The following is a 25,779-nucleotide window of genomic DNA, read 5'->3' as shown; positions in this document are numbered from 1 at the left end:
GTAGGTATTATGGGAGAGATTCTAGGTGTCTAGTAGATTTCCAATTTTTAATTGTTTTCATTGTATAAAGTTTTGATTGCGCTTACAACAACTTTGTTGATAATTAGTAAAATATTTTATGAATCGACACCATTCGACATTGACGACGAGGTTGCTGACGTAGATATAAATATTTATATGTTCATTATGATGTATGTATAGATTTGTGTTTGTTAACCTCACACTGTCTCTCACCTATACATATGTTAAAGCGATATAATTATGCTGAAAAATGCAAGAAAGAGAGCGATATCACTCTCTTTCTTAAGCTGTTGCATACAGTGGAATGCTGGTTAGCTGAGCAGCTGAGATTTATTCTTCATTTGCTTCGAATCTCGAAATACATAGTAGAACAATCCGGCCGCAGTAATATATAAAATGCCTGTTATACAAAATGTCACAGCGTAGCCCCAATACGTTCCGTAGGCTTTTAATATAGCGGATTGAACGGGTCCCATCGTTGCCCATCCAAGCATGAACGCAGTCTGTGTAAATGAGTTGGCAATTCCACGACGTGCATCCGAGATTCGTTCTACCATTAAGGCGGATTGAATCGGATTTGCTGCATTCATAAGTGCTTGACGGAACAAGAAGCTGAAGGCAGCGATGGTGAATAGCGTTGTGAAGCCTGTTAATAGTAGAAATGGTAAGGATAGCAGTTGAAAAATAACGACGGCTCGTACTTGCCCTACTTTGGCAACAAGCGTAGGCCCGATTAACATCGAGACGATTGTCATTACTTGCCCGAGTGACACGAGTAGTCCAACCGCTGTCAATGATATGGCGAATCGATCGGTAAAGTACATATTTAAGTACGGAATAACTAGTCCTGAACCGAAGCCAACGAGCAGTTGGGCCGTTGTAAACTGGGTGATGTTGATCCAATCATTTCGCTTCGTTTGCTTAGGATCCGCAACAGCAGCGTCCGTCGGTACAAATAATGAATGGTCATTTTCGTTAGAGTCCGCATAGCCACTCTTTTCAACAGGAGCTGGATTCGGCAGAATTTCCACTGCGGCTTTCTTTTTCTCCTTAATAAAGAGAAGCGGAAGGAACGAAGCAACGGTAGCAGCGCCGCCAAGCATAAGAACAGTCTGCAAGCTATTAATTTTGCTCCAACCAATCGCTTGAAGGAAATCGGCACCATATCCACCGGCAATACTACCGACCACCTGTGCGGCAAGTACTCCTGAGAAGTGAATGCTGAACAGCGACAAACGTTCCGATTTACTCACATTTTCAGCTAGAAATGGGATGGCGATAACTTGATAGAAAGAAATAAATAAACCGGTAATGACCGCATAGGTCTGCAAGCTGAAAGGATCTTCGGCATAAGATCGGCCCATAAAGCTAAGTCCGGTCAGCAGAGCACCGATAATAAGAATATATTTTCGACTTAGCCGATCGCCCGCCAAGCCAATGGGAATAAACATGCAGGCTGTGGCTAGTGATTGAATGCTGACGATACTGCCATTCATATCAGCTCCGTAGCCGAGCGCTTGTATGTATAAGTTGTACAGTACCATGAACATACCGCTGCCGAACTGATACAGCATATTAGATAAGAAGAAAAGCTTAACATTGCGATTCCATCGTTTCACATCATTTCTTGCCTGATGCCACCAGCCCATAGTTGTATGATCCTCCGACAGTTATCGTTACGTCAATCGTAACTATGTATATTGTAACAGTAGTTTTTTTGGCAGGGAAAGGTAGTAAATAAGCTCTACAGTGTGAAAAACTCCAAATTGGCTGATATTGCTTACGAAATATCAATACGACGGAGGCTACATCCTTTTCACTTGTGAAAGCTAGCTTGATTTTTCATTCATGTTAATAAACTAGAGTCTAGCACTGCGTCGATGTACCGGATTTCAAAAATAGCTTATAGGTACAAAGTTTATATTTTTATATAGGAAAACCTCCTCAGAGCAGCAGGGTAGAAGTATATGATATGATAGATATATGTAGACAATCTTTTACCTGATAAATAGAGAATGGTTTGGTTGGTTTTCAGTATACGTAGATCTGACCCTAATTGTTAGGGTCAATTCCGCTTTTTATAGTAGGGTCAATCATGCATGGAGGGGAAAATGAATTCGTTATACGAGCGGATAGGCGAATAGGTTCAGGAGGTACCTTTTATGTTAGAGCTGATGATAGATTTGCGTCGTGATCGCGATGTTCCCTATTATGTTCAGCTGTACCAGCATATTCGAGATGAGATTAAATATGGACATTTGCCAGCGGGAACTCGCCTGCCAGCCATTCGTCAACTTTCTGAACATTTGCACATTAGCAGAAATACAGTAGAAGCTGCCTATATGCAATTGACCGCAGAAGGCTATACCGAGAGCCGAGCGCGCAGCGGATTGTACGTAGTAGAGTTGGAGCAAGATTACTTGCTTTCTGAGCAGCAGGCCGGAGCAGAGCAAATGAAAGCACAAGTAAGCGCCCCGGACTCTTGGAATAGACCAGATACAGCAAGTGAGATACGGATTGATTTCCGTAATGGCTCGACAGATATGCGTTATTTTCCTTATTCCGTATGGAATCGAATATCTCTAGAGACGATGCAGGCTGATACAAAAGCACTGACTAGAGAGGGTAATCCTCAGGGTGAGTATGGCTTACGCTATCAGCTAGCTAGTTATTTGCGGTATTCACGTGGTGTTAAATGTAGGCCAGAACAGATCGTTCTGGGTGTTGGTATTCAACAATTAACGACTTTGCTATGTCAGCTCATCGGTGGTGATCATCGTGAAGTAGCGATGGAGGAGCCTGGCTATAATGGAGTGAAGTCGGCATTTGTTCATCAGAATTATCGGATTACCCCTATTGTACTCCAAGAAGATGGAATCGATGTTGAAGCAGTGAAGCGATCTGAAGCTAAGTTGGTGTTCGTTACCCCCTCACATCAGTTTCCATTAGGAATGATTATGTCTGTTAATAAGCGCTTGAAGCTGCTGCAATGGGCGACTGAGCAGCAGGCTCTTATTATAGAAGATGACTATGACAGTGAATTTCGCTATCAGGGCTGCTTAATTCCCGCGCTTCAGGGATTGGATAAAACAGATAGCGTTGTGTATATGGGTACCTTCTCCAAAGCATTGCTGTATGGCATTAGTATGAGCTATATGGTGCTTCCCGAGCGATTTGTGCCTATATTTCGGGAGCGAGTCTGCGAGCTAGAGCCTACCGTTTCTACGATTCATACGCATACGCTGGAACGATTTATGGCGGAAGGTCACTGGGAGAAACATTTACGCAAAATGAAAAAAGTGTATCAGAAGAAACATGCGCTGCTCGTTGAATGCATTTATCGTTACTTCGGAAAGAAAGCATCTGTTATCGGTCACCGATCGGGTCTTCATGTGGTGTTAGAAGTACACAGCGATTATACGGAAGAAGAGCTTATTAAGCTTGCGGCCAATCAAGGCGTGCGTGTATACGGAACCTCTCGCTTCTGGATGAACTCAGAACACTGTACAGCAACTAGATTGCTGATTGGATTCGGGGGACTGACCGAACAAGAGATTGAAGAAGGGGTTCGTTTGTTATACGAAGGATGGTTTAAAACCTAACTTTATTGTAAATCTCGCAAAATTTATCTCATTTTAAGGCGATTATAGGTATAATCATACGTGAGCTTTATTTAAGGACATACATGTACGCAACAGATTGACCCTATTACAGGCAGTTAGGAGGGGCTATTTTTTTGCAAAAGTTAAAAATGACGATACGTCAGAAAATTTTGCTGGGCTATGTGTTAGTTTTAATATTTTTAATCATTTCTATAGTAGGCGTGAATGTACAAGTTAGTTCGATCAAAAATGAAACGGATAACATCGTTAACAACGATATGAAAGTTCATTTGTTGAGCCATAAAGTAGAGAAGCATATGCTTGACCTTGAGACGGGCTTAAGAGGATATTTACTGTCTAATGATGGTGCTTATTTGGAGCCTTATACGTTCGCGTTGAGTCAATGGGAGAAAGATTGGGAGCAGCTCTATAATCTTGTAGCTTCTGATCCACAGCAGGTAGAACGCCTCTATTCGATTCATTCGATGTTTAAGAGTTGGATTGGGGACTTCGGTGAACCGTTACTCACCTTGCCTGCAAATGAACGACAGAGTGCGTTCAATAATTTGCTGCAGGAAAATATGACAGGCAAGCGCTATGTAGACCAACTGCGTCAACACTTTGTCGATTTTCAGACGGAGGAGCAGCGAATTACGCAAGAGCGGGTTAATGAATTAGAGAGGCAAAGCAACCTATTGGAATGGGGCATGTATGCTCTATTCATTGTTCTTACGGTGTTGTCTCTAGGTATAGGAGTTATCATTTCGCGCTCTATTGTAACGATGCTCAAAGAAGTAACCTCGACAATCAACTATATTTCTTCCAAAAAGGGAGACTACACAGATCGACTTAAAGCAGAAACCAATGATGAGATTGGAGAATTGGCAACAGCCACGAACCAACTGATTGATACACATGCGGAGCAGAACTGGATTCAGTCTAGTTTGAACGAAGTGATGGAGATGCATCAAGAAGTAGAGGATATGCAAACGCTGGCCAAAACGTTCATTACAAAAATGTCCGAACTAACCGGTGCTTCTTATGGCGTGATGTATACGCGAACCGGAAGACGTGCGCAATCACGTTATGTTAAGGCATCGTGCTATGCAGGAGCTCAATCGGATGTTGGTATAGCGTCCTTCTCTATAGGAGAAGGGCTAGCGGGGCAAGCGGTTGCGGACCATCGAACAATGGTTATCCATGATATTCCTGATGATTACATCAAAGTGTCATCTGCGCTTGGACAGGGCAAGCCGCGAAGTATTTTAATCGCACCGATCGAATATGAGCGTGAAGTCATTGCTGTGCTTGAGCTGGCTACGGTGGATGTATTCCAAGCGAAGCAGTTGAAGCTGGTGGAAAGCATTATCTCTTCCTTCGGCGGAACGATTAATAGCGTCGAGAGCCGGATGGAAATCGAACGCTTACTGCAAGAAGCACAAGCTATGGCGGAGGAGCTGCAATCTCAGTCTGAAGAGCTGCAAATGCAGCAGGAAGAGCTGCGCATGACGAATGAGCAGCTTGAGGAACAGAATCGTAATGCTGTGCAGAAGTCAAATGAATTGGATCAGATTCGAATCGAGCTAGAGCAGTATGCGATGCAGTTGGAGAAAAGTTCGCAGTATAAATCGGAGTTTTTAGCGAATATGTCTCACGAACTGCGCACTCCGTTAAACAGTATGCTTATTTTGTCGCAGATGCTTCATGAGAATGAGGAAGGACACTTATCTACAGAAGAGCAGGAGTATGCCCGTGTTATTCATACGGCGGGTACCGACTTGTTGAATCTGATTAATGATATTCTCGATTTATCGAAGGTTGAGGCGGGTAAGCTTGATATCTTCATCGAAGCCATGTGTCCATTAGAGCTTGGCGATAATATGCGAGCTCAATTTGCAGCCATGGCAGAGCAGAAAAACCTTGCCTTCCATGTGAATCTAGACCAAGCTTCTTTACCTAAAGTGGTACATTCGGACGAACAGCGCCTGACGCAGATCGTACGCAATTTGCTCTCTAATGCGTTCAAATTTACATCGCAGGGTTCTGTCGAGCTTCATTTGCGAGGATTGAATGATGAAGAGTGTAAAAAAGTAATGCGCTCAGGATTGCGGGCTGACTTATCATCATGGATCGCCATTGAAGTTACGGATACAGGCATAGGCATTGAAGCAGATAAGCAAGCTATGATATTCGATGCGTTCCGTCAGGCTGATGGCAACACGAATCGTAAATATGGTGGAACAGGCCTAGGTCTATCTATATGCCGCGAGCTATGCCGTTTATTAAATGGTTTAATCGAGGTAAGCAGCGTTCATGGGGAAGGAAGCAAGTTCACCGTATACATTCCATCTTTGACGGATGTTGAATCAGGAATGGCCATACAACAAGAGCTAAACTATCATCAAGCTGCTGCTGCGATAGAGACGCCACTTCGTCTGGACCATTATTCAAAGGATGCAGATGCAGAGATAGCTTCTCATTACAACCAGAGCGGGAACAGTGAGCATACGGGAAGAGCCTACTTGTTCCAAGGTAAACGTGTGTTAGTGGTCGATGATGATGTGCGGAATGTATTTGCACTGATGAACCGACTGGAAAAAGAAGGCGTTGAGGTAATTACGGCTCACGACGGTCAGGAAGCGCTGGATGAACTCCATCGGAATGAGCAGGTGGACTTAATCCTTATGGACATTATGATGCCTGTGATGGATGGGTACGAGGCGATGTCCCGTATTCGAGAGATGACTGGCTATGATGATGTGCCTATCATTGCTTTAACAGCCAAGGCCATGAAGCAGGATCGAGAGAAGTGTCTGGATGCTGGCGCTTCTGATTATATTAGCAAGCCACTGAATATGGAGCAGTTATTCTCGCTTATGCAGGTGTGGCTGACGAACTAAATAAACGCAAATAACCTCCAATCTAGGATGACCATCTTGAGATTTGGAGGTTATTTTTTTGCTTTTCTTTGGATTTGACATTGGAATTGCTATAGCCATATAATTAGGTAACCTAATAGATAGGGAACCTAATTAATTAGTTGGCTATTTAATAATTACGAATTGACTTCAAGAAAGCAGTGAATAGAGAACTGGGGTGGCAATGATGTCTGACAGAGGAACTGAGTCGAGAAGAGATGAAGTATCACAGAAGCTAATGAGGTCCTTTCGGCAATTTCAACGTGCGGAATGGCAGCAGCAAGATGGGCAGAAGCGGAGTGACATGACGGTGCTATTTTGTATCCAAAAAACGCAGCTTGAAGGAGAGCAGGCGATGCGGGTATCCGATATAAGCCAACTGCTTCAAGTTACATCTCCAACGATTACTCAAATTATTAATCGATTAGAAGAGCGTGGTTGGGTTGAACGATATATGGACCCAGAGGATCGCAGGGTAGTTCGAGTGAAGCTGACTTTGGAAGGGGAACAGATTGCAGCACAAGCAAAGAAGAGATTTATGGAGTCGTTTAACGGGCTTCTTGATCATCTTGGTCTTGAAGATAGTGAGCGCCTTGCGGAGCTGTTAATGAAGGTGTTTGACTACTACCAGCAAGAAAGTGCTGAACGCAAGAATTGTATGGATAAACAAGACAAACAGTAAGTGTAGTGAACTGGATTTTGGAGTAGGAGATGGATCATTATGATGAAGCTGATTCGCTTTTTGAAGGCTTATCGTCTTCCGACAGCAATCGTACTCGCCCTCGTCTTTATTCAAACGTTATCAGAGTTGTATTTGCCGACGTTGATGGCGGATATTGTGGATACAGGGATTGTAACGGGTGATGTTAATTATATTTGGAAAATGGGCGGTTGGATGCTTCTGATTGCAGGGGGCGGCATGCTGTGTGCAATCGGAGCAAGTTACTGGTCATCCAAAGTGGCAGTTGGGTTTGGTAAAGACTTACGTGCTCAAGTATTTCGCCATGTAGAGAACTTCTCCTTGCAGGAGTTCGACAAGGTGGGGACATCCTCTTTGATTACGCGTACAACCAACGATATTAACCAAGTACAGCAAGTGTTGGTGATGATACTACGCGTCATGGTGATGGCGCCTATTATGTGTATCGGTGGTCTTATTATGGCGGTATCCAAAGATGGCCCGCTCACGATGGTGTTGGCTGTTGGATTGCCCGTGTTGGCACTTGTTATCTTTTTCATTGCTCGTAAAGGTATTCCGCTCTTCAAAGCGATGCAGGTGAAGCTTGATAAGCTTAATCTTGTTGTCCGTGAAGGACTGACAGGTATTCGTGTTGTTCGTGCCTTCAATCGTGTTGAGCATGAGCAGAAGCGCTTTGAAGAGGCAAGCCGTGACTTAACAGATACAGGAATCAAAGTCAATCGTATTATGGCGTTGCTTATGCCTGTTATGATGCTGGTTATGAATGTAACGACCATTGCCATTATAGCATTCGGTAGCATTCGTATTGAGAGTGGCAGTATGCAGGTCGGTGATTTGATGGCCTTTATTCAGTATGCGATGCAAATTATGTTCTCACTTGTTATGCTTTCGCTTGTATTCGTATTGATCCCTCGTGCGTCTGCTTCTGCAGCTCGTATTAATGAGGTACTTGATATGAAGCCAGAATTGAAAGATGCAGATCAGCCAAAGAAGGCAAGTGATCCGCAGAAGGGATATTTGGAGTTTGATCAGGTAACATTCCGATACCCTGGTGCAGAAGAGGCTGCACTTAGCAATATTAGCTTTACAGCCCGTCCGGGTGAGATAACGGCGATCATTGGTGGTACAGGATCGGGTAAGTCCACCATGTTGAACTTAATTCCGCGATTTTATGACGTGAGTGAAGGCTCTATCCGATTGGGTGGCGTTGATGTTCGTGAATGGGAACAAGGAGAGTTGCGGAGAAAGATAGGTATCGTCCCGCAAAAAGCAGTTCTATTTTCAGGCACAGTTGCTGAAAACATTCGTTATGGTAAAGATGATGCTTCAAATGAAGAGATGCGACATGCTGCGGCAGTTGCTCAGGCTGCTGACTTCATTGAAGCAATGAATGATGGTTATGACACGATGGTGTCTCAGGGCGGAACGAACTTATCTGGTGGGCAAAAACAGCGCTTATCGATTGCGAGAGCATTAGTGCGTCGACCTGACGTGTATTTGTTCGATGATAGCTTCTCTGCCTTGGATTTCAAGACAGACGCCATGCTGCGTGCTACTTTGAAGCAAGAAACAAAAGAAGCCACACTCATTATTATTGCTCAGCGGGTTAGTACGGTTATGGATGCTGATCAAATTATCGTGTTGAACGATGGGGAAATAGCAAGTGTCGGTACGCATCAAGAGCTTCTTAAGTCGAGCGACGTGTATCAGGAGATTGTGGCATCCCAGCTAACAGAGGAGGAGATCGCATGAGTCAACAAAAAGAACGATCCCCTCAAGGACATCAAGATTCAAAAGGGCCTATGGGACCTGGTATGGCTATTCCTGGTGAGAAGGCAAAAGACTTTAAGGGTACATTGCGCCGTTTGCTTGGCTACCTAAAGCCGAGCAGAACTTCGCTCATTATTGTTTTCTTCATGGCTGTACTGGGAACCTTGTTCTCCATCGTTAGCCCGAAGATTATGGGTAAAGCCACTACGAAATTGTTCGAGGGGCTTATGAATATGATGAATGGGGTCCCTGGTGCAGGCATTGACTTTGATTACATTTGGAATATTTTATTGATTCTAGTTGTGTTGTATGTGTTTAGTGCTTTGTTTATGTATGTTCAGCAGTATGTGATGGCTGGTATTGCTCAGCGAGTCGTTTACGATCTACGCGAACAAGTGAACCGCAAGCTGGCTAAATTACCGTTATCCTATTATGACAGGCAGCAGCATGGTGAGATGCTTAGTCGTGTTACGAATGATGTAGATAATATCAGTACGACGTTGCAGCAAAGCTTGTCGCAATTGATTACATCGGTGATTACAATTGTCGGTATTATTATTATGATGCTGACGATTAGTCCGTTATTGACACTCATTACATTGGTGACATTGCCGCTTAGCGTTATCGCAACGAAGAACATTGCAGGTCGATCCCAGAAGCATTTTAAAAACCAGCAGGATTCTCTAGGTGAATTGAATGCACATGTTGAGGAAATGTACACAGGTCATCAAATTGTAAAAGCATTTGGCCGTGAAGAGAAGTCGCTTCAGAAATTTGATGAAGTGAACGACCGTCTATATGATGCAGGCTGGCGTGCACAATTTATGTCGGGTATGATTATGCCTTTAATGAGCTTCGTCAGTAATATCGGCTACGTTCTTGTCTGTGTCGTTGGTGGTGTGCTCGTAACGAACCGTTCGATTCAGATCGGTGATATTCAAGCCTTTATTCAATATACTCGCCAGTTCTCACAGCCTTTGGCTCAAGCAGCAAATATTGCGAACTTGATTCAATCCACCATTGCTTCGGCAGAGCGTGTATTCGAAGTGTTGGATGAAGAGGAGGAACGTCCTGATTCCGATAAAGTGAAGCAGTTGCAAGCGCCACGAGGTACTATCGTCTTCGACCATGTGCAATTTGGCTATAAGCCTGATGCACTATTGATGACGGATATGAATGTGCAGGTGCAACCAGGTCAGACGGTTGCGATAGTCGGTCCTACTGGTGCGGGCAAGACGACGCTGATCAATTTGCTTATGCGCTTCTATGAGCTTAATGGTGGACAGATTACGATTGATGGCGTACCTATCCATGAAATGAAGCGTGCGGAACTGCGCAGTTTGTTCGGTATGGTATTACAGGATACGTGGTTGTTCAATGGCACGATTCGTGACAATATAGCCTATGGACGTGAAGGGGCTTCGGAGGCAGATATTATTCGTGCAGCGAAGGCGGCGCATGCCGACCACTTCATTCGTACGCTGCCTGATGGCTATGACACGGTATTGAATGAAGAAGCTTCAAACATTTCCCAAGGTCAGAAGCAGCTCCTTACTATCGCGCGTGCGATTCTTGCTGATCCGACAATATTGATTCTGGACGAAGCGACGAGCAGCGTTGATACAAGGACAGAAGTTCATATTCAGAAGGCGATGAGCACGCTGATGGAAGGTAGAACAAGCTTCGTCATTGCTCACCGGTTGTCCACGATTCGTGATGCAGATCTCATCCTTGTCATGAATAAGGGCAGTGTGATTGAACAAGGTACGCATGAACAACTGTTGGAGCGAGATGGCTTCTATGCGAGCCTGTACAACAGTCAGTTTGCAGATGAAGGGCAAGCTGTATAACGTGATAGGTTAAATGAAATCCCTAGTTGCTTATCAGCGAACTAGGGATTTTTTTTGTGATTGGTATGACAATAGATGAAGGGATAAGATGCCATCATGAACCTCGCTTGATTGGGGAATTGTAACCTTATATACATTTAGGGGGCAATGAAAATGATGGTGCGAAAAAGATATTTGCGGTATTGCTTGTTTATGATGCTTCTCTTTGCTGTGATGACTACAGGCTGTTACTCCAACTCCAATACAAATGGGACATCGAATGCTAATCAGGCGAAGTCTGTTAAAAATAATACGATTAAAGAGTACAAGCTTGTGCCTAATGGAGCGCCTGAGCTAGCAGGTGGATCTGAAAATAAGAACCGCAATACGCATCCATTGACGCTAGAAGAGCTCCGCAAAAAATACCGTTCGAACTTTCATTTCTCAGGTTCATCAACGCCGCCTCGTGTCGCGTTAACGTTCGATGATGCTCCTGATCAATTGTTTACTCCGCGAGTGCTGGATGTACTGAAGGAATACAAAGTGAAGGCGACGTTTTTCGTTGTTGGCAACAGGGCGCAGAAACATCCTGATATTATCAATCGTATCGTAAAAGAAGGGCATATATTAGGAAACCATACGTATAACCATCCTAATTTGGCAAAGGTATCGAATACCATATTTCAACGAGAAGTATTGGATACCCAGCAAACGATCAAAAAATTAACAGGTAAAACGATGCGGTATCTGAGACCACCTTACGGAAATATTACCGAAGAACAGATCAAATGGCTCGTAAGCAAAAACATATCCATCGTGAATTGGAATGTAGATTCATTGGATTGGAAAGGTTTAAATGCGGAACAGGTGCTGGCTAATGTAATGGGTGATGTAAAAGCAGGGGCTATTGTGCTTCAGCATTCTGCAGGAGGGGAAGGGGAGGACTTGAGCGGAACCGTTCAAGCTCTGCCGCAAATCATTAAGCAATTGGGAGAACAAGGAATAGAGCTAGTAACTGTACCTGAATTGCTGAACAAGCCTGCTTACAAAATAAACGGGCATGCTTCATAAAAATAAACAAAGGCGCCTCCCGTAGGCGCCTTTTCATCAAAATCAGCTTGTTGATTGATCACATTCTAGTAGCGAACAGTTTGGTTACATAATGGCAGCGATAATGGTTATGAGCGTGCTTCCCATATTGAAATATGACTGAAGGATTGGAATGAAAACAACCCCATATCCGTCAGCTTGAGTTCTGGAATAACAGGCAGGCACAGGAAAGATAAAGTCACGAATGGATGAAACTCAGTCGAAGCGCCGATTTGTTCTAACGCATGATGAAGCTGCTCCAATTGTTTCAATACTTCTTCATAGGGCAGAGTCGCCATTAAACCTGATATCGGTAACGGCAGCGTGGCAAGTACGACTTCATTTTTGACAACAGTTAGTCCGCCTTCTGATCGACGAAGTTCATCGATTGCGATGAGCATATCAGCATCATTCGTGCCTGCGACGACAAGATTATGCGAGTCATGAGCAACAGTGGATGCAATTGCCCCTGCACGGAAGCCAAAGCCTTTTACAATACCATGCCCAATATGTCCGGTATGGTGATGACGTTCCAGTACGGCTAGTTTTAACTGATCAGCTTGTACCGAAGGCTGGAATTTACCGTTCAATATGGTTACCTCTTCGACAAGATGATCGGTTATCAAACGATTTGGCTGAATACCAATGATCGAACAATGAGTGTGTTCAGGTAACGGAATGGCGAGCTGCTCAACTTGTACATCGCTTAATCGAACACTGTTCAATACAGTCGATGGTGGGGCGGTAATTGTCAATTTTGACCCTACATAGGCTCCGTTAGAAGCGACAAGCTGACCTGCTTTGAATACGTGACTGATTTCTACCGTGTCTAGCTGATTGAGAAATAGCAAATCGGCATCATACCCAGGAGCGACAGCTCCTTTTGTTTCAAGCCCGTAGCATTCCGCTGCATTTAAGGTCGCCATTTGAATGGCAGTCAAAGCTGGGATGCCGGATTCAATCGCGAGCTTTATATTCCAGTTGATGCTGCCTTCCTGTACAAGTTCATCCAAATGCTTGTCGTCTGTACAAAATAAACAGCGGCGTGCGTTGTGAGGAGTAACGACGGATGCAAGATTACGTACGTCTTTAGCAACAGAGCCTTCTCGCAGCAATATATACATGCCACGGCTAAGTCGTTCTCTTGCTTGCTCAGCAGATACACATTCATGATCTGTGCGAATGCCTGCTGCGCGATAAACATCAATCTGATCTCCAGTTAGTCCAGCGCCATGGCCATCCATATATTTGCCACTCGCATAAGCGTCTGTCAGCTTGCGTATCATATCTGGCGTACCGTTGTGTACAGAAGGGTAATCCATAACTTCCGCTAGTCCAAGCACTCGCGGGTGTTGGTAGAAGGGCTCTAATGCTTCTGCATGCAGCACGGCTCCAGCATGCTCATAGGGAGTAGAAGGTACGCAAGATGGAAGCATCACATATACATCTAGCGGCAAGCCTTCGGATGCATCTAACATAAATTGAATGCCAGCTGTGCCACTAACATTGGCAATCTCATGTGGGTCTGTAATCACAGAAGTTACGCCATGAGGCAGCACAACACGTGCGAATTCAGATGGAGTTACCATCGATGATTCAATGTGGACATGTGCATCGATAAAGCCAGGACAAATATAGCGTCCTTCCGCATCAATAATTTGTTTGCCTTCATACTCGCCAATACCGACAATGCGACCATTCGTGATTGCGATATCACCTTGTCTAATTTCGTGTTGAAATACGTCTACGATGCGTCCATTGCGAATGACGATATCTGCCTGTTCACGCTTGGAAGCAGCGGCAATCCATTGTTGCATAGCTATTTCTTTGTCTGTTTGTCCCGTTGTCACTTACAATTCCCCTCCAAATGAAAAAAACTCTAGCGTATCGAATCGAACACTTAGAGTTTGACTGGAGTAGAAGGAACTAGAGGCTGCATCTGCATCGGTTATTTATTCGATCTGTTCTCAAATGGGTAGATTATAACAAGACAAGCAGGAAAGAGCCGCAGTGTTCATATTGTTCATACAAAATACTGCCTTCCTAATCTGCTGTCTTATCTAAATTCCCGATTGATTCCAAAGCTTGTCCAGCTCGGAACAGCCTAATCCTTCCTCGTAGTCAAACTATTTAAGGTAGTTCGGTAGAAACAGCCGGACCTTATTTCCGACCCTATACGAGATAGTGGTATATAAAATTTCTCTTATTCTATAGGGCTGTGCCTCAGCAGTCAATAGCTTTAGCATAAAGTTAGTTTCGTATGTGCATCTGCTGTACGTCTTAAGATTGCAAATAGAAAATCCAAGCAGCATAAACCCTGACGTGGCTGTAGGTGTACACTGCATCTTCCTTGTAGTAAGATAAAAGTTACATTTCGGGGAAAATAAGAAGTACGTGTAAACAAGTCATGCAGAGAGCAAATTTAGTTGTGAATCATGCAATGCAGCAACTAATGATGAAGAAAGGTTGAACGAGTAATGCCAGATATGAAAGATCCATTGGCAACCATTTTAAAGTTACCGCCAACACGAAAACAGACGGTCATTGCAACGGTTGTTGGTTTGTTGATCATTGGTCTGTCGATGTCTGTTCTCCCCTATGCACAGAACCATTTTCTAGAAGTGAATGCTTTCTATCCTCTATTTATTGCGTGGGTATTAATTGGAGACTTTGTAACCTCCCATCTCTTTTACATACAATATCGGGCATCTGGTGAAAAGCCGCTGCTTATTCTTTCCGCGACCTTCTTATTTACTGCACTTATCGTTATTCCGCATGCAGCTGCATTTCCTGGTATACTCCCGTATCAGTGGGTAGGCAATTTGGAGCAGCTATCCCTTTGGTTATGGCTGGTATGGCATATTGGTTATCCTATTGGCATTATTAAATATTCGTTGCATTTGAAAAGTGAAAATAGTAGTCAGCCGCTAAAAATGGGCAGGGAGAAATGGCTGCGAGGGGGCATGCTGCTAGGAACAGGGGCTATCGTTGTTATTGTGACTTATTTGCTGTACTCCTATCGCGCGGCACTTCCTGCATTTTTGAATGGACATAATTATGAAAAGCTTGTCTACTCAGGGATAGGGCCTGCTGTTGCTGTCTTAAATGTAATCGCGTTTACGATGCTGTTGTTAAGAACGAAATTTAATAGTGTGCTGCATATATGGCTGACATTATCCGTCTTTACGTTCTGTTTGGACGTGATTCTAACCTTGTATGCTGGTGAGCGATATAGTGTTGGCTGGTATGTGGCTCGCTTTAATGCGCTGCTGTCTGCTACGGCGGCTCTGGCTGTGCTGTTTTTTGAGGTGAATCAACTTTACATTCGTTTGACTCGATCACAGGCTCAACTTAAACAGTCACAGACGCATCTCAATAACACGTTAAACAGTTTATCAGATTGTTTCGTGGCGCTGAGTAACGAATGGAAATATATGTTTGTCAATAAGAGTGCGGAACAATTTGAGGGAATTTCCTTTCAAGAAGTAAAGGGAAAGCATTTCTGGGTATTTAATACGCATTTGCTAGATACACAATGGTATGAGCATAGTATGCGAACCATGACAGAGAAGGTTAGAACCGAATTTCTTTGGTTCGATGAGCCTAAGCAGCGTTGGCTGGAGACGAGAATGTACCCGACAGAAGAGGGGGTCTCGATCTTTTACCGCGACGTTACGTTACGAATTGTGTCAGAGCAGCGGATGAAAGAAGCGAATGAGAAGCTGCAAATGGCCAACCGTCTATTAAAAGATTTCTCGTTCCGAGATGGCTTAACAGGTGTGTACAATCGAAGATATTTCGACCAAGTATTGCAGCAGGAATGGCAGTCTTCAGGAGAAGCAGGAACGCCGTTAACGCTTATGCTGTTCGATCTGGACTATTTTAAATTGTACAATGATACGTATGGTCACCAGCAAGGGGATGAGTGTCTAACGAGTGTTGCTCATGCAGTCCGAGATGCATTATCGGATTCCAATGCGATTGTAGCTCGCTATGGTGGTGAAGAATTCGCGATTATTTTACCGCATACCGATAAGATGCAGGCAGCCGTTATTGCTGAAGCTGTGCGCTTAACGGTAGAACATCTAGGCATCGTGCATGGTGTGCCGCCAGCATTCTCAGTCGTGACTTGCAGCTTGGGCAGCTTTACGATGCAAGTACAGTCCGATCAAGAAGGACAAGAAAGCTCGCTCATACAATTAGCGGATCAAGCGATGTACGAAGCCAAGCAAGCAGGACGCAATCAAGTTCGGATACATGGGTAGTAGGTGCGTGCTAGCTTGATTTGCTGGAATCACTAAGTCTACTTTAGCATCTGGGAACAGATTATGGAGCACATAGATGAGGCGAGGAATCCGCATGGTTTCTCTCGCCTCTTTTATTTTAAATAACAAGGATCTATACATGAACCCAACAATCTCATCCATCCTCTGCCTTATCTTCATTTCGATGAATCAGAAGAGGTACAGAAATGATTTCGAACTTTTTCAATGATTGGTGCCAGAGTTTCATAATTTCGTAAGTTGTACAGCATGCCTTCTACAAGAGGTAGACGCGGTTCATTAGCTGTCAGCTCCTCAATCAACACGTCCAATGTAATACGAAGATGGTCATCATTAGCCGTATGTGAAGCTTCCTTTGCAATCGTATGAAGTTCCTGTAGTAGTTGTTGCTTAGGATCGGCAGGTGCCGCTGCATACGATAAGCACATGCTATTGTTACTGTAAGATTCGAATATCGGTTTATCGCCAGAACGCTCAAAGCCTTCTAGTAAATGTTCGATACGCTGTACCATATAAGCAGCCGCTTCTCCAAGATCGCTCGGTTTATTATGAAGCAGCATCATTTCACAAAATACTTGCATCATACCTTGCATGAGCAGGGTGAGATCTGTTGCATATGACTGAACGCGTTCTTCTCCAAACATATGAATGAGATGGTTGCGGAAAAAAGTAAACATCTCATCCCGCATGGTGAACACGAATTCTGCAATTTCCTGATTGAATGGAATAGCATGCTCGCGTGCGTGCATAACGATGAATTCTTTATGCTTTTCAATCTCCTCAAGTTGAACTTGGAGTTGCCGGATGAACCGTTCCTTAGGGTCGGTTATATGTTGTCCCACTTCATGAACTTTGGTGTTGATGAGGTCGTAGTAATATCGGAATATCGCCAGCAGCAGATCTTCTTTGGAATCAAAGTATAAGTAGAAAGCACCCTTGGAAATGCCGCTTTCGGTGGCGATTTCTTGTATGGAAGTGGCTAATACACCTTTGCGAGCGAACAGCTTCATACCAGCTTCAATTAACCATTTTTCTTTTTCCTTCATTTGATACGCTCCTATTTATGTCGGGTACCTTTATTATGACGTGAATGTTCTGTTCGTCAATGTTCATTCTTAACGACATCCACCAGTTGACTCCGACTGTCCGGTCAGTTATATTTTATAGTATTATGACTAGTCAGTCAAAACTTATGTGTAGGATGTTTGTGTAACTCAATAAGTTACCCGTGTTTCTGTTACTGATATCATGCCTTGGCAGAGCAGGGAAGAGAGAGCTAAATAGAAGTGGAGGAAAGACGTTGAATAGTATTATTAATTTTTCTTTGAAAAACAAATTTGCGTTATGGTTGATCACGATTATTGTAGTCGTGTCTGGTCTGTACTCAGGAACGCAAATGAAGATGGAGACGCTGCCGGATATTACAACACCTGTCGTAACGGTAACGACCGTTTATCCAGGTGCTGCTCCGCAGGAAGTGGCCGATGAAGTCACCAAGCCAATCGAGCAGCGGATACAGAACTTGCCGGGAGTCGACAGTGTCGATTCGTCCTCGTTCCAGAATGCATCTGCGATAACGATTATGTATGATTTCGATACCGATATGGAGAAGGCTGAAGCAGAAGTGAAGAGCATTATGGCTGAGCTTAGCTTGCCAGAAGGCGTGCAGTCTCCGAAAGTATCTCGTATGAGCTTCAGTGCGTTCCCTGTTATTACGTTGAGTGCAGCGAATGACAAGCAGTCACTCGCAGAGCTGACGAAGCAAGTAGAAGAAGAAATCGTACCCAAGCTTGAGGGTGTAGATGGCGTTGCCAGCATCCAAGTTTCCGGTCAACAAGTCGATGAAGTACAGCTGACGTTCAAAGACGATCAGATGAAGAAATATGGCTTGCAAGAGGATACGGTTCGTGGACTGCTGCAAGCATCTAACTTGCGTTTCCCGTTAGGCTTGTACCAATTTGGGGAGACTGAGCAGTCTGTTGTAGTTGATGGCAAGTTGACGACGCTAGAAGAGCTGCGCAATCTTGAAATTCCGTACAATCCGGCTGCTATGGGTGGTGCAGGAACTGCTGGGCAACAACCAGCAACATCTGGAGCAGGAATGGGAGCATTGCCAGGTGCAGCGGGTCAATCTGCTGCTGGTGCAGGTGCTCAAGCACTTCCACCTAGTGCACAAGGTCAAGCAGCTGCAAACATGAAGCTGCCGACAGTTAAGCTTAGTGAAGTAGCTGACATTAAACTTACAGGTCAAGCAGAGTCTGTATCCCGTACGAACGGACAAGATGCTATCGGTATGCAGATTGTAAAAGCTGCTGACGCGAATACAGTTGAAGTTGTAAATGCAGTTAAGGCTGTCGTTGCAGACTTTGAAGCCAAGTATCCAGACTTAACGTTTATTTCTACATCTGATCAAGGAAAGCCGATTGAAGATTCCGTGCACACGATGCTGAGCAAAGCCTTGTTCGGTGCAGGTTTCGCTATGCTTATTATTTTGCTGTTCTTGCGAAACCTTCGTACAACGCTTATCTCGGTTGTATCGATTCCGTTGTCTTTGCTTATTGCGGTTCTTCTACTGCATCAGATGGATATCACGCTCAATATTATGACGCTTGGCGCGATGACGGTCGCAATTGGACGTGTTGTCGATGACTCTATCGTTGTCGTTGAAAATATTTACCGTCGCATGTCCTTGAAGCAAGAGAAGCTTAAAGGATTCGATCTTATTCGTGAAGCGACGAAAGAAATGTTTATGCCGATTATGTCCTCCACGATCGTAACGATTGCGGTATTCCTGCCGCTTGGTCTCGTTTCGGGAATGGTCGGCGAGATGTTCTTGCCATTCGGCTTGACGATCGTATTTGCATTGCTTGCATCCTTAGTCGTTGCTATTACGATCGTGCCAATGATGGCGCATCAAATGTTTAAGAACGGAATTAATGACAAGCATCAGCATCATGAAGATAATCCAGGCCGCCTTGCTTTGGCTTATAAGCGTACACTGCAATGGTCTTTGAATCACAAAGTAGTTACATCGCTAATTGCGGTGGCATTGTTGGTCGGCAGCTTAATGCTTACACCATTCGTTGGCGTCAGCTTCCTGCCTGCTGAAGAACAGAAGATGATTATTGCAACGTTCAATCCAGAAGCAGGTCAAACGCTGGAAGATGTGAAAAAGACATCAACAATGGCAGAAGAGTATTTCCAAGCTAGTGAATACGTAGATGTTGTGCAGTATTCAGTAGGTAGCGAGAATCCAATGAGCCCAGGGGCTAGCAATCAGGCGTTGTTCTTCATCAGCTATAATCCAGATACGCCTAATTTCACAGCATTGAAAGAGCAGGTTATCACTGATTTGCAAGCGAAGACGCCAAAAGGCGAGTGGGGGCAAATGGACTTTGCTACAGGTGGATTCAGCGGCAATGATATGAAGATGTACGTATTCGGCGACAGCATGGAGAAAATGAAGCCAGTTGTTACTGAGCTTGAAGAGCGTATGTCTAAAGTTGAAGGCTTGAAAGATGTTGAATCCAGCTTGTCTGATGCATACGATGAGTATACATTGACGATCGATCATAAGAAGCTAAGTCAATATGGCTTAACATCTGCTCAAGTCGGTATGGAGCTTAGCCAGCAGCGAGAGCGTCCAGTGTTGACGACGGTTGAGAAAGATGGCGAAGAACTGAATGTTTACTTGCAAGTGAAAGAAAAGAAAGCCAACTCTATCGATGATTTGTTGAATCGAGAGCTTACAACTCCACTAGGCACGAAAGTGAAAGTGAAGGATGTTGTTGAGTTGAACGAAGGTTCCACATCTGATACGATTACGCGTAAAAATGGTCGCCTCGTCCTAGATGTGAGCGGTAAGATTACAGGTACAAATGTAGCAGAAGTCTCTGCTGCTGTACAAAAAGAAGTCGATGCAATGAAACTTCCTGTAGGCGTTGAAATTTCTACTGGTGGGGTAACGGCTGATATCGAAGAGTCGTTCAAACAGCTTGGTATCGCGATGCTTGCAGCAATCGCAATCGTATACTTGGTACTTGTCATTACATTTGGCGGCGGTCTAGCACCGTTTGCAATCTTGTTCTCCTTGCCATTCACAATTATTGGTGCCATTGTAGCGCTGTTTATTGCAGGAGAGACGATCAGCGTATCGGCACTTATCGGTATGTTGATGCTTATCGGTATCGTTGTCACAAATGCAATCGTATTAATCGACCGCGTTATCCAGAAGGAAGAAGAAGGGTACTCTGTTCGCGAAGCGTTGCTTGAAGCAGCAGTGACACGCCTTCGTCCGATCTTGATGACGGCTATCGCGACGATTGGTGCACTAATTCCGCTAGCGATCGGTATGGAAGGCAGCGGCGTTATTTCCCGCGGTCTTGGCGTAACGGTTATCGGCGGATTGACGAGCTCTACCCTGCTTACGTTGCTAGTCGTGCCAATCGTGTATGAGGTAGTTAGCAAAATTAGCCGTAAAGGTACGAAGAAGAAGGCTAAGGCTGCTTAAGTTGTAAGGCTCTAGCTGTCTATATAAGATGAGAAGCGAGTTTTGTTGTGCTAGCAGTGCTAGCAACTCATAGGGATAGCATATTGATGTGGCAATAAGAAAAAGGGTTGTTTAAACGGGTACCCATACTCTGGACACTTTTAAAAAAGTGTTTAGTGTATGGGTACCTTTTTGTATTGAATTGCTAAGGGAAATATGGAGCTGCGATGATTTAATGTTGGAAGGGGGCTCTTTGGGATAGAGTCTGTGTCATGCTGGAGTTCGGAGTTCTATTTAAATGTCTCTTTATAAAGCTTGCTATAGTCTTCATCCCAAAACTTATTCATATACGGCAGAATCTTACCATCACTATCTAAAATGGCATCTTTATGCTGTTCGATTAAATCTACATATTTGACTAAGATGCTGCCACTTCTCGTTTCTCCGTACTTTTCAATTAGTTTCGCATATGTCTTTTTCATTTTAGGATGCAGCTTCCCTGTCTTTTTCTCGGTGACATCATCCCAATTTCGATTGAAAAATTGCCACAGGTAGCCATGGTGTAAATCCTTTAACTCCTTCAGGTGACGGCTTTTAGGTGTCTTCTGTATATATTGGTCAATGACATGAGCACGTTTCATTAGTGTTTCGTAGAGAGGTTTTTTGTTATCGTCATAAATATAATAAAGCTCTTTGTTACTGAGTGCCGTATATTGAAGGTAGAAGGCTGTATCCTTATTGAATGCAGAGCGATAGGCGTTTTGGATCGCTCCATAGTCAACGTGGTAGAAGTAGAGGGCACCGTCGTAATTTAGCTTTAGCTTGCCTTTTTGTTGAAGGAGCAGCCATTTCTTGAACGACTTATCTTTAATTTTATCGAACTCATTTAGATTGCGGCCTAGCTTCTTAAGTTGGGCGTGTAGTTTAGGATTTGCAATGATTTCATTTAGCTGGCCAATGACTTGTTCGACGTGATTTTTATAGTATTTTTCTAAAATGAGAAGCATTTCTGTGGCTTGCTCCGGCTTTACTTTGTGAATATGTTTATCCATGTACGCAATTAGTTCATATGCGGATTTAGCTTTGCTGGCTAGTTTTTTCATGTTTGCGATGACATTTTGATGTTTGGATGATTTGGTGGGTGTCGGTTTGTTGTTGGTCGCTTGAGTGGTTAATACGACAGAGTCAGTCTTCGCTTCTGATGATTGTGATTGCAGAGTGGTGTTGGAAGCAAAAGCGGGTGTACTGTTTAGTAAGCTTCCTGTTGATAGCAAAGCGGCTGAGCTTAAAACGAGCGTTACTTTCATGAGCTTATTTTTCATGCGATTCACTTGCCTTTCCTATAGATTATGAAGTTGCGTGTATAGAATAGATCAGAATAGGATTGAGAATGTTACGAAATTCTTAGCGAAATCGATTTAAATGGATACAATTGGATTTCAATTTGGTAACAGAAAGTTTAGGGTTTACATGACGCACAAAAATTGGTGACACACAAGCTGTCACTAATAGGTTGTTATACTAAGGGTAATTGGGATCGGAGGTACAGTCATGAAGCGAAGTGATCGCTTGACCGCTATCGTGATGGCTTTGCAGCAGCAAGCAGAAACAGCCCAATCGCTTGCTGGCAAATTCGAGGTGTCCAAACGGACGATTTTGCGTGACATGCAGACGCTTAGTGAAATGGGAATACCGTTATATGGCGAGAGTGGTCCGCACGGCGGTTATCGACTCATGGAAGGATACAACTTGCCCCCGCTTGCGTTGAGTGAAGAAGAGGCCCTGTTGACGCTAGTTGCACTGCAAGGGATGACTCGACTAGCAGACTCGCCTTTCAATGCGGAACGCTGGACGGTTATAGATAAGATCAAGCATGCACTGGCACCCTCCTATCGTTCGCAGCTGCATACGAAGCTGAATAAGATGGAACTGTTTATGCCTAAGCGGAGTTACCGGACACCTCATTTGACCCAACTGTTGGAATCCGCTGTAAAAGGGCATGCCATAGAGACATTTTATCGTTCGATGCGTCACGAACGGTGGCTGAAGCTATTACCGCAGCGGGTATATACTGCTAATGGCTTTTGGTACTGTGAAGCGTACTCTTTCACACATGGTGAATCACGTTCGTTTCGAGTCGATCGCGTTACGGAACTGCGATTGTTGGGCGATCAAGCAGTGGCTGATGAGGCTGATGGTATGGATGCTCACCAAAGAGGTTCCTATCAAGTATCACGAGGCCAAGAATTATCGGCATATGTGGAACGAGACGTATTCCAACCACTCACGGAACGCGTACGAATCGTGGCTCGACTTACATACCGTGGTGTTCGGCTGGTCGAACAAGACGAGCATTTGGGTGAGAAGGTTCATCTATGTGGTGATGATGAGTGGGAACTGGATGCCGAGCTTCCAAGGTCAGAGTGGCAATGGGCCGTGGAATGGTTTTATCGAATTGGCATGGATGCTGAAGTGTTGGAACCTCTTGAACTGCGAGAAGAGATTGCGAAGTTGGCCGCTCAAGTGTATGCCCGTTATGAAGGGAAGTCTAATTGACGATACAGGATAATAGGGGCGCGTATTGTTCCCAGCAATATTGGGCGAATGATTGGAATGCCCTTGTTAAATGAGTTGCAAATTCACATTTACATGTACATGTGTATCGATTCATTTCTATAGGAGGCCGTAAGTATGAAGCACGAACCTATTTGTACGTATGATGAAGCGGTTGAAGTGATACGCGAGGTTGGTATTTTGCCACTCGCGAAGCTAATACCGAATCATCCTTCTCTGGATGTGATTACACCTAGTGAACAGTGGCATACGGATGATGACAATGATCCGTGGCGTTGGAGAGTTCGCTTTCCTAGTGATGGGAGTGCTGCGTATGGCAAGTTTCTGAAGAAAAAGTCAGTACTTGTGTCCGCTGATCTTGTATCTGCACTTAGGGCACTTATTGGAAGTGAGCAATCTGTGGAGGAACGTTACGAAGGTGGTCAATTATCTCGCGAGGCGAAAGAGCTGTATGCCATCATTGCAGCCAATCCTGGTATCGAGACACGCTCGCTTCGGGCTGAAGCGGGAATGAAGGCGCAAGATAAGAAGAAAGATTTTGATCGGGGTCTATTGGAGCTTCAGAGCACGATGGATATTGTCATTTCAGGAGTAACAGAAGGTCGGGATGAGACAGGTGAGCGAAAAGGCGGTTGGCGCAATACGTCCTTTGAGACGCTGGGGGATTGGATGCGCGGTATCGGCTTGGCAGAGGAACAACTGACTCGGGACGAAGCACAGGCTAAGCTGGAAGAACGGTTGTTTTCGGTATGCACGCCTGAAGCGGTTAAGGCATTCCGTAAAGCTTTGGGATTATAGTTGGTTTAAATGAAATATGGGAGGGAATAAGGAGATGACAGGACAGAAGAGTGTAAATGTGTTAGGACAAGCAAAGCCATTTATATACCGACAGGCGAGGCTTCTCGACAGGAGGAGATACGAATTTCATTTTGAACAGGGCAGTCCAGAACAGGTCATTGCAGCCTTACGGGCGTATCAAAACGAGGATGGTGGCTTCGGGCAGGCGCTGGAGCCGGATATTCGTTGTCCGCATAGTCAGCCTGTTCCTGTAGAAATAGCGCTTAGACTGATGGATGAGATCGGGTATGTGGATACTTGGATTATGGATGGGATTGGTCGTTATTTGCGCGGCATCGTGCGTCCTGAGGGAGGATTTCCGTTAGCGACACTAGCGGTGAATGATTATCCTCACGCTCCATGGTGGCATAGGGAGGAAGATCATTCCCCGTCCTTGAACCCGACGGGCAACATCATCGGCTTGTTGTACAAATTGGCGGGGCATCATTCTTTTCAGGAAGAGGAATGGTTCCAAACTTCTGTTGCATACATGTGGCGTCAGTTGGATGATCTGAATCCGTATGATTATCATGATATTGTACAGGCTGCAACTTTTTTGGAGCATGCTCCTGATTCTGAGCAAGTACAAGAGTATCGTGTGTGGTTGGACGAACTCATTAGACGGCCGGGCATTATCGAGCTTGATCCGCATGCGGAAGGTTACGTGCACAAAGTGCTCGACTGGGCTCCTGCACCCGATCATCCAGCAGCCAAGCTGGTAACAGCGGAAGAGATAAGCCGTCACTTGGATTATTTACTGACCGAGCAGCAGGCGGACGGAGGGTGGCCGATTCGCTGGGAAGCGGTTAGTCCAGCCTGCGAGTTGGAATGGCGCGGTAGTATGACAATAGATAGGCTGCTTACTTTACGAGCTTATGGGAGACTGGGAAATAGCTAGTTCAGCCTCTGAGTAACGTAATGAGCATATAGCTGGCAATACCCCATATCGTAATAGCAGAAATGCGATTAAATACAGCAATCAGCTTACCTGAGGTGTCGGCGGTGCGCAGGATTCGTCCAGCGGCCGCCAAGCCGAGGAACCATAACCATGAGATGCCGATTGCGGCTAACGTAAATGCCCACTTTCGTTCATCCTCGTACTGTAACGAGCTTGTTCCGATGACCCCGATCGTATCCAAAATGGCATGCGGATTAAATATAGAAACAGAAGCTGCGAACAACATTTGTTTGCGGCCTGTTAGTGCTGTTTTCCCCCGATTCTCAACTGTGGTTTGAGTTCCAGCAGATTTCCATAGACTGTACCCAATACAGAGCATGAATACAAATCCCACCCCGTACAATATCTGCTTTAACCAGTCCCATTGAAAAATAATAAGCGATACCCCTTGTACAGCAAGCAGGATAAGCAGCGTATCGCAAAATGCAGCGGTTAGCACAGCAGGCAATGCCCGCTTAAATTGTGGTTGTATTGCTCCTTGGTTGAAAATAAATACATTTTGCACACCTAGCGGCAAAATAAGTCCGAAAGCAAGCAAAACACCATGAATGAATGCTTCTACCATCTTGTTTCCTCCTGAGGATTTATGTATAGCTTCGCGTTCGTTGATATATCTAATCATATCGAATGGTTGGGCAGATGTACCCAACCATTTGGTTGAACACGCAGCCAACCAAATTTATAATAAGCACAAATAGAAGAAGGAATA

The 25,779-nt window shown here is 44.5% G+C and carries 16 protein-coding genes and 1 riboswitch; of the genes, 11 read left to right on the top strand and 5 right to left on the bottom strand.

The window, feature by feature from the left end:
* Nucleotides 1-332 precede the first annotated feature (332 nt).
* Complete coding sequence (locus tag H580_RS0105855; RefSeq protein ID WP_028593959.1) at nucleotides 333-1,670, bottom strand: MFS transporter; 1,338 nt, start codon at nucleotides 1,668-1,670, stop codon at nucleotides 333-335.
* A 513-nt stretch (nucleotides 1,671-2,183) separates the two neighbouring features.
* Between H580_RS0105855 and pdxR the strand changes: the two genes are divergently transcribed.
* The 6 genes from pdxR (at nucleotide 2,184) to H580_RS23510 (ending at nucleotide 11,911) form a co-directional block, all read left to right on the top strand.
* Nucleotides 2,184-3,623, top strand: coding sequence for a MocR-like pyridoxine biosynthesis transcription factor PdxR (gene pdxR / locus H580_RS0105850; RefSeq protein WP_028593958.1), 1,440 nt, complete (start codon nucleotides 2,184-2,186; stop codon nucleotides 3,621-3,623).
* A 134-nt stretch (nucleotides 3,624-3,757) separates the two neighbouring features.
* Nucleotides 3,758-6,523, top strand: coding sequence for a response regulator (locus H580_RS0105845; protein ID WP_084508991.1), 2,766 nt, complete (start codon nucleotides 3,758-3,760; stop codon nucleotides 6,521-6,523).
* A gap of 202 nt (nucleotides 6,524-6,725) precedes the next feature.
* The gene (locus H580_RS23515) at nucleotides 6,726-7,223 is read left to right on the top strand and encodes a MarR family winged helix-turn-helix transcriptional regulator (protein WP_245583500.1); all 498 of its coding nucleotides are present in this window, start codon (nucleotides 6,726-6,728) and stop codon (nucleotides 7,221-7,223) included.
* 39 nt (nucleotides 7,224-7,262) lie between these two features.
* Nucleotides 7,263-8,993 (top strand): ABC transporter ATP-binding protein, encoded by a 1,731-nt coding sequence (locus H580_RS0105835; protein ID WP_028593956.1) that lies wholly within the window; start codon nucleotides 7,263-7,265, stop codon nucleotides 8,991-8,993.
* A complete protein-coding gene (locus tag H580_RS0105830) occupies nucleotides 8,990-10,861 on the top strand; it encodes an ABC transporter ATP-binding protein (RefSeq protein ID WP_028593955.1) in 1,872 nt (623 codons plus the stop codon). The genes H580_RS0105835 and H580_RS0105830 overlap by 4 nt, the downstream gene beginning before the upstream one ends.
* A 153-nt stretch (nucleotides 10,862-11,014) precedes the next feature.
* Nucleotides 11,015-11,911, top strand: coding sequence for a polysaccharide deacetylase family protein (locus H580_RS23510; protein ID WP_245583499.1), 897 nt, complete (start codon nucleotides 11,015-11,017; stop codon nucleotides 11,909-11,911).
* Between the two features lie 107 nt (nucleotides 11,912-12,018).
* On the opposite strand, the gene ade is transcribed toward H580_RS23510, so the two are convergent.
* Nucleotides 12,019-13,746: an adenine deaminase gene (gene ade / locus H580_RS0105820; protein WP_028593954.1), complete on the bottom strand. Its 1,728-nt coding sequence runs from the start codon at nucleotides 13,744-13,746 to the stop codon at nucleotides 12,019-12,021.
* Between the two features lie 281 nt (nucleotides 13,747-14,027).
* Nucleotides 14,028-14,129, bottom strand: a riboswitch (purine riboswitch).
* Nucleotides 14,130-14,406: 277 nt separating this feature from the next.
* On the opposite strand from ade, the gene H580_RS0105815 reads away from it, so the two are divergent.
* A complete protein-coding gene (locus H580_RS0105815; protein ID WP_028593953.1) occupies nucleotides 14,407-16,194 on the top strand; it encodes a diguanylate cyclase domain-containing protein in 1,788 nt (595 codons plus the stop codon).
* Nucleotides 16,195-16,370: 176 nt separating this feature from the next.
* Here H580_RS0105815 and H580_RS0105810 read toward each other — a convergent pair whose 3' ends face one another.
* Entirely contained in the window at nucleotides 16,371-17,258 is an 888-nt protein-coding gene (locus H580_RS0105810) for a TetR/AcrR family transcriptional regulator (protein ID WP_028593952.1), read from the bottom strand.
* Nucleotides 17,259-17,512: 254 nt separating this feature from the next.
* On the opposite strand from H580_RS0105810, the gene H580_RS0105805 reads away from it, so the two are divergent.
* Entirely contained in the window at nucleotides 17,513-20,722 is a 3,210-nt protein-coding gene (locus tag H580_RS0105805) for an efflux RND transporter permease subunit (protein ID WP_028593951.1), read from the top strand.
* A 269-nt stretch (nucleotides 20,723-20,991) separates the two neighbouring features.
* On the opposite strand, the gene H580_RS0105800 is transcribed toward H580_RS0105805, so the two are convergent.
* On the bottom strand, nucleotides 20,992-22,032 hold the full coding sequence (locus tag H580_RS0105800; protein ID WP_157282713.1) for a hypothetical protein: 1,041 nt from the start codon (nucleotides 22,030-22,032) through the stop codon (nucleotides 20,992-20,994).
* A gap of 220 nt (nucleotides 22,033-22,252) precedes the next feature.
* Between H580_RS0105800 and H580_RS0105795 the strand changes: the two genes are divergently transcribed.
* The 3 genes from H580_RS0105795 to H580_RS0105785 all read left to right on the top strand — a co-directional run bounded on the left by H580_RS0105795 (nucleotide 22,253) and on the right by H580_RS0105785 (nucleotide 25,010).
* Nucleotides 22,253-23,257: a helix-turn-helix transcriptional regulator gene (locus tag H580_RS0105795; protein WP_028593949.1), complete on the top strand. Its 1,005-nt coding sequence runs from the start codon at nucleotides 22,253-22,255 to the stop codon at nucleotides 23,255-23,257.
* Between the two features lie 135 nt (nucleotides 23,258-23,392).
* Entirely contained in the window at nucleotides 23,393-24,073 is a 681-nt protein-coding gene (locus tag H580_RS0105790) for an AlkZ-related protein (protein ID WP_028593948.1), read from the top strand.
* A gap of 34 nt (nucleotides 24,074-24,107) precedes the next feature.
* Nucleotides 24,108-25,010: a prenyltransferase/squalene oxidase repeat-containing protein gene (locus tag H580_RS0105785; protein WP_036604695.1), complete on the top strand. Its 903-nt coding sequence runs from the start codon at nucleotides 24,108-24,110 to the stop codon at nucleotides 25,008-25,010.
* Between the two features lies 1 nt (nucleotide 25,011).
* Here H580_RS0105785 and H580_RS0105780 read toward each other — a convergent pair whose 3' ends face one another.
* Nucleotides 25,012-25,635, bottom strand: a complete 624-nt coding sequence (locus H580_RS0105780; protein ID WP_028593946.1) for a LysE/ArgO family amino acid transporter — start codon at nucleotides 25,633-25,635, stop codon at nucleotides 25,012-25,014.
* Nucleotides 25,636-25,779 lie beyond the last annotated feature (144 nt).

The sequence above is a fragment of the Paenibacillus assamensis DSM 18201 genome, assembly GCF_000422445.1.
Classification (GTDB): domain Bacteria; phylum Bacillota; class Bacilli; order Paenibacillales; family Paenibacillaceae; genus Paenibacillus_B; species Paenibacillus_B assamensis.
Note: the sequence above shows the minus strand (reverse complement) of the source record. Positions and strands in the feature narration are given on the sequence as shown.